The organism is Nocardia sp. NPDC002869 (assembly GCF_046764065.1).
Taxonomy (GTDB): Bacteria; Actinomycetota; Actinomycetes; order Mycobacteriales; family Mycobacteriaceae; genus Nocardia; species Nocardia rhamnosiphila.
Window position 1 is genome coordinate 1 of record NZ_JBKOOL010000278.1, and the last position, 3,944, is coordinate 3,944.

The 3,944-nt window shown below is 69.2% G+C and carries 3 protein-coding genes; all 3 read right to left on the reverse strand.

Going from position 1 to position 3,944, the window contains the following annotated elements; genetic code table 11:
- Positions 1-292 precede the first annotated feature (292 nt).
- The 3 genes from ACLML9_RS28045 to serB all read right to left on the reverse strand — a co-directional run bounded on the left by ACLML9_RS28045 (position 293) and on the right by serB (position 3,565).
- Positions 293-1,126: an ABC transporter ATP-binding protein gene (locus ACLML9_RS28045; RefSeq protein WP_411948317.1), complete on the reverse strand. Its 834-nt coding sequence runs from the start codon at positions 1,124-1,126 to the stop codon at positions 293-295.
- A gap of 276 nt (positions 1,127-1,402) precedes the next feature.
- Entirely contained in the window at positions 1,403-2,194 is a 792-nt protein-coding gene (locus ACLML9_RS28050; RefSeq protein WP_051714642.1) for an aminoacyl-tRNA hydrolase, read from the reverse strand.
- Between the two features lie 153 nt (positions 2,195-2,347).
- The gene (serB, locus tag ACLML9_RS28055; RefSeq protein WP_411948318.1) at positions 2,348-3,565 is read right to left on the reverse strand and encodes a phosphoserine phosphatase SerB; all 1,218 of its coding nucleotides are present in this window, start codon (positions 3,563-3,565) and stop codon (positions 2,348-2,350) included.
- Between the last annotated feature and the right edge of the window lie 379 nt (positions 3,566-3,944).

Genomic DNA, 3,944 nt, shown 5'->3' on the forward strand with positions numbered 1-3,944 from the left:
GCCTTCGGCTCATGCGCTTTCGAGGCCGAAACGGCGAGACGGGCCTCAACCCTTTGAGGTGTCTCGTAAAACTCGACGCATGCGGGTTGCGTCGGTATTCGAGGTTCGGGGGGCGCATGGTCACGCCTGCGGGAGGGGTCACCGCGGTGTCCCGTTTCCCGGTTTGCCGTACAGCGCCCGGGATCGAGACCATGGCGTATGGGTGCCCGGCCTTCTGCTGTGCCGGTTGTCGTTCGCCCGCGGCTTCATCACCGATCCCGAAGTCTCGCGCTTTCCGGCCCCCGATGGATCCCTATCGCGACCGGTGCCGCCCCAGCCGGCGCTTCCGGCGGGCGAAATACCGTCCGTCGATCCGGTCCAGTGCGATGTTCTGGCGGAACGCTTCGCTCAGGTTCTCGGCGGTGAGTACGTCGTCGAGCAAACCCTGGGTGACGATCTCGCCCTCGCTGATCAGCATGCAGTGGGTGAATCCCGGCGGGATCTCCTCGACGTGATGGGTGACCAGCACCAGCGCCGGGGCGTCGGGGTCGGAGGCCAGATCGCCCAGGCTCTCCACCAGTTCCTCACGGCCGCCGAGGTCCACGCCCGCGGCCGGTTCGTCCAGCAGCAGCAGCTCCGGGTCGGTCATCAGGGCGCGGGCGATCAGCACCCGTTTGCGTTCGCCTTCCGACAGCGTGCCGTAGGTGCGGTCCAGAAGGTGTTCGGCGCCCAGGCTTTCCAGCATGTCGATCGCACGGTCGGTGTCGACGTCGTCGTATTTCTCACGCCAGCGGCCGAGTACCGCGTAACCGGCGGAGACGACCAGATCGGCGACCCGCTCCTCCGATGGGATGCGCGCGGCCAGCGCCGCGGACGACAGGCCGATCCGGGGCCGCAGTTCGCTGACGTTCGTTTTACCGAGCCGTTCACCGAGTACGTAGGCGGTGCCGTAGGAGGGGTGGGTCTCGGCTGCCGCGACCTGCAACAGCGAGGTCTTACCGGCTCCGTTGGGGCCCAGGACGACCCAGCGTTCGTCGAGTTCTACCTGCCAGGTCACCGGGCCGACGAGATTGTGCCCGTTGCGGCGGATGGAAACATTGGTGAAGTCGATGAGCAGATCTGGATCGGGGTGCGCCACGCGCTCCATCTTGTCTCGAGGCGAACACGCTCGCGGCACCGGGCACCCGCGATTCACCGCGGCCCCGGCGTGGAAGACCGCCCGGACCGGCAGTATCCGACAAACAGGACGAGCGGGAACGCTTCGGCGCCGACGCCGCGGGGTCGACGACCGCAGGACATGCGCGACGGCCGCCGCGGCGCGTTCACCCACGGCCGTGCGCCGGGAGTCGTACGGGCCGCCGAGCACCCGAACGCCATGATGCGTCGCCTCCGGCTGCGTGACGTCCTGGACGGTGCGCAGTTCCTACCACTGGTCCGGCCGCGCGGGCCGGGTGGCGATCACGGTCGTCGAACCCGGCGCGACCTCGGTGAAACCGGCGTCGCGCACCGCGGTCGCCGCGCTGCGGGCGACGGCCGCGCGCAGCATCTGCCACTCGTCCGGCCCGGCCTCCCGCACCGCGCAGGCGAACCCGCGCTGCGCCCAGGTCCGGGCCTGTTCCACCGGCAGCGCTCCGGCGAACAGCATGCTCGCGTGCCCGACCTGCGCGGCAGCCTTACCGACGGTCATCCCGAGCTCGGCGTTCACCCAGAACACCGGCACATCGAGGGGTACCGGCCCGGGGTCGTCGGATTCCAGATCGGTGCCACCGATCTGCAGGCGCCGGATCCGCGGATCGACCTCGCCCACGGGTCCCGGTACCAGGGCCCGCACCAGCGCGCCGCCGCTTTCCACGGTCACCCCGGGGACCTCGTTCGCGGCGGCCCACTGCGCCCCGCGCGCCCGCCGGGCGACCTTCCTGATCCGCGCGCGCTTCCACGCCAGATACCGCTGCTCCCATTCGCCCTCGTACCCGACGCGCGGGTCCAGGCACAGTGCGACCGCCGCGGCCGCCGCGGCGGCTAGCACATCGCTGCGCGCGGGCGGATCGGTCTTGGGCAGGTGCAGCACCATCTGCATCGCCTGCACCTGCGCGGGATCCTCGGGATCGCCCAGCTTCCCGTACCCCGCGGCGAGTTCGGCGTGGCGTTCGGAAAACCCCGGGTCCGCGAGGAACTCGGGATCGGTGTCTTCCGGGAAGTCCGGCTCCGCATCCATCTCGCGACCGTTCGCCGCTACTTCCGTCACGCCGCTATCCGGCATTCCACCAACCCTCCCAACACCCGAGCTTCACCGGACGACAGCCTACCCACGCACCGGCACCGGACCGCCCGCGGTGCCGAGTCCGGCTCGGCCCCAGACCAATACAATTCACCCCAGTGGTACCCGCCGCAGCAGCCCGTCCTCGGCGTCCGCGGCCTCGACCTCGTCTCGGGTCACGCCCAGGATGAACAGCACGGCATCCAGGTAGGGGTGCGACAACGCGGTATCGGCGACCTTCCGCAATGCGGGTTTGGCGTTGAACGCCACGCCCAGGCCGGCCGCGTTCAACATATCGATATCGTTGGCGCCGTCGCCCACCGCGACCGTCTGCTCCATCGGTACCCCGGATTCGGCCGCGAAGGCCCGCAGCGCGGTCGCCTTGTAGGCGCGGTCAACGATCTGCCCGACCACCCGGCCGGTGAGTTTCCCGTCGACCACTTCCAAGACGTTGGCCCGGACGAAATCGAGGTCGAGTTCATGGGCGAGCGGGTCGATCACCTGCCGGAATCCACCGGAGACCACCCCGCATCGGAAGCCGAGCCGTTTGAGCGTCCGGATGGTGGTCCGGGCGCCGGGGGTGAGCTCGATCGTCGCCGCGACTTCCCCGATCACCGATTCGTCGAGTCCGGCCAGCGTCGCCACCCGCTGCCGCAGCGATTCCGCGAAGTCGATCTCCCCGCGCATCGCCGCCTCGGTGACCTCCCGCACCTGCTCCTCGACGCCCGCGTAGGCGGCCAGCATCTCGATCACCTCACCCTGGATGAGGGTGGAGTCCACATCGAAGACGATCAGTCGTTTGGCCCGCCGCGCCAGCCCGGCCCGCTCCACCGCGATATCGACCCGTTCGATGACGGCCACATCGGCCAGCGCGGTCCGCAACCGGGAATCGGTATCCCCGCCGTGATCCGGCGCCGTGACCATGAGTTCCATCCCGGTCACCGGGTAGTCGGCGATACCGCGGATGGTGTCGATATTCGCGCCGAGCCCGGCCAGTTCCCGGGACACCGCACTGAATGCCCGTGCCGTCACCGGCGACCCGAGCACAACCACGGCGTGCGTGGACACCGGGGCCCGCGCGGCGTGGGCGTCGATATCGACGTCCACCTGCATGCCGACGGTGTTCATCGCCTCCTCGAGCTCGTCCTGCAGCGACTCGGGGTCGGACGGACAGCTGATCAGCACACCCAGGGTGAGCCGGCCGCGGATCACCACCTGCTCGATATCGAGCAGACTCACCCGGTGCCGCGACATGGCCGTCAGCAGAACCGACGTCACACCGGGACGATCGGGCCCGGTAACGGTGACCAGCACGGTGGTCTCGGCCAAAACAACTCCCTATCTTCGGCGACGCCTCGGGCGCCGCAGGGCCGGAGCCCTCATGACCCCGGGCTGTGTCTATTTGCGTCGCCTGCGGCGCCGCGGGTCGGAGCCTCGTGGACCCCGACCATGGATGTCGACCACAAGGAGGTAGCGCCACGCTGCGCACAACCGCAGGACCCGCGGGCCTGCCCACAATAATGTAAGTACACGCCCCGCCTCCGCCGCGGACGGCCCCCTTCCCACACGCCCACCCAGAAGCTTCGGACAGACCCACCACCACATCCGGGCGGACATACCTACCGGAATGCCGACGCAACCCCATGCGTCGAGTTTTACGAGACACCTCAAAGGGTTGAGGCCCGTCTCGCCGTTTCGGCCTCGAAAG

Excerpts from the sequence above, each read along its gene's own strand:
- ACLML9_RS28045 (WP_411948317.1), bottom strand. The coding sequence starts at position 1,126 with ATGGAGCGCGTGGCGCACCCCGATCCAGATCTGCTCATCGACTTCACC.
- ACLML9_RS28050 (WP_051714642.1), bottom strand. The coding sequence starts at position 2,194 with ATGGATGCGGAGCCGGACTTCCCGGAAGACACCGATCCCGAGTTCCTC.